At 29.9% G+C, this 388-nt stretch carries 1 protein-coding gene; it reads right to left on the bottom strand.

Annotated elements, in window-relative coordinates; all coding sequences use genetic code 11:
• Positions 1–72 precede the first annotated feature (72 nt).
• Positions 73–388 (bottom strand): transposase (locus KGF41_RS20585; protein WP_227857146.1); only part of this gene is annotated, 316 nt, incomplete at its 5' end.

Here is a 388-nt window from a genome sequence, read left to right as displayed (position 1 = left end):
ACTATCTAAACGATAGAATCATAGGTGGTTACAAAGCCAAGCTACTTGGACGGTGTCTTCGCCACTACTACCTTATATGGCAGATACTTTTAAATTAATAGGTTGCTTATGGTTTATACTAAAATCAACTAAATTATATTTATGTTTTTTATTTAAAATATTCCATGCACCAACTATATCTCTATGAGTTTTATAACCACAAGTACAACTATAAGTTCTACCAGTTGGTTTGTGTTTTTTAGAACACTTTGGGCAAGTTTGAGATGTGTAGTTTTCTTTAACTAGCTTAACTTCAATACCTTGCTCTTTAGCCTTATATTTAATATAGTCTTTAATGCGACCATACTCCATTTGAGATATTTTTTGTCTATTAATTCTATTTAATCTT

It is taken from the genome of Clostridioides sp. ZZV14-6150 (genome assembly GCF_020657875.1).
Taxonomy (GTDB): domain Bacteria; phylum Bacillota; class Clostridia; order Peptostreptococcales; family Peptostreptococcaceae; genus Clostridioides.
Note: the sequence above shows the minus strand (reverse complement) of the source record. Positions and strands in the feature narration are given on the sequence as shown.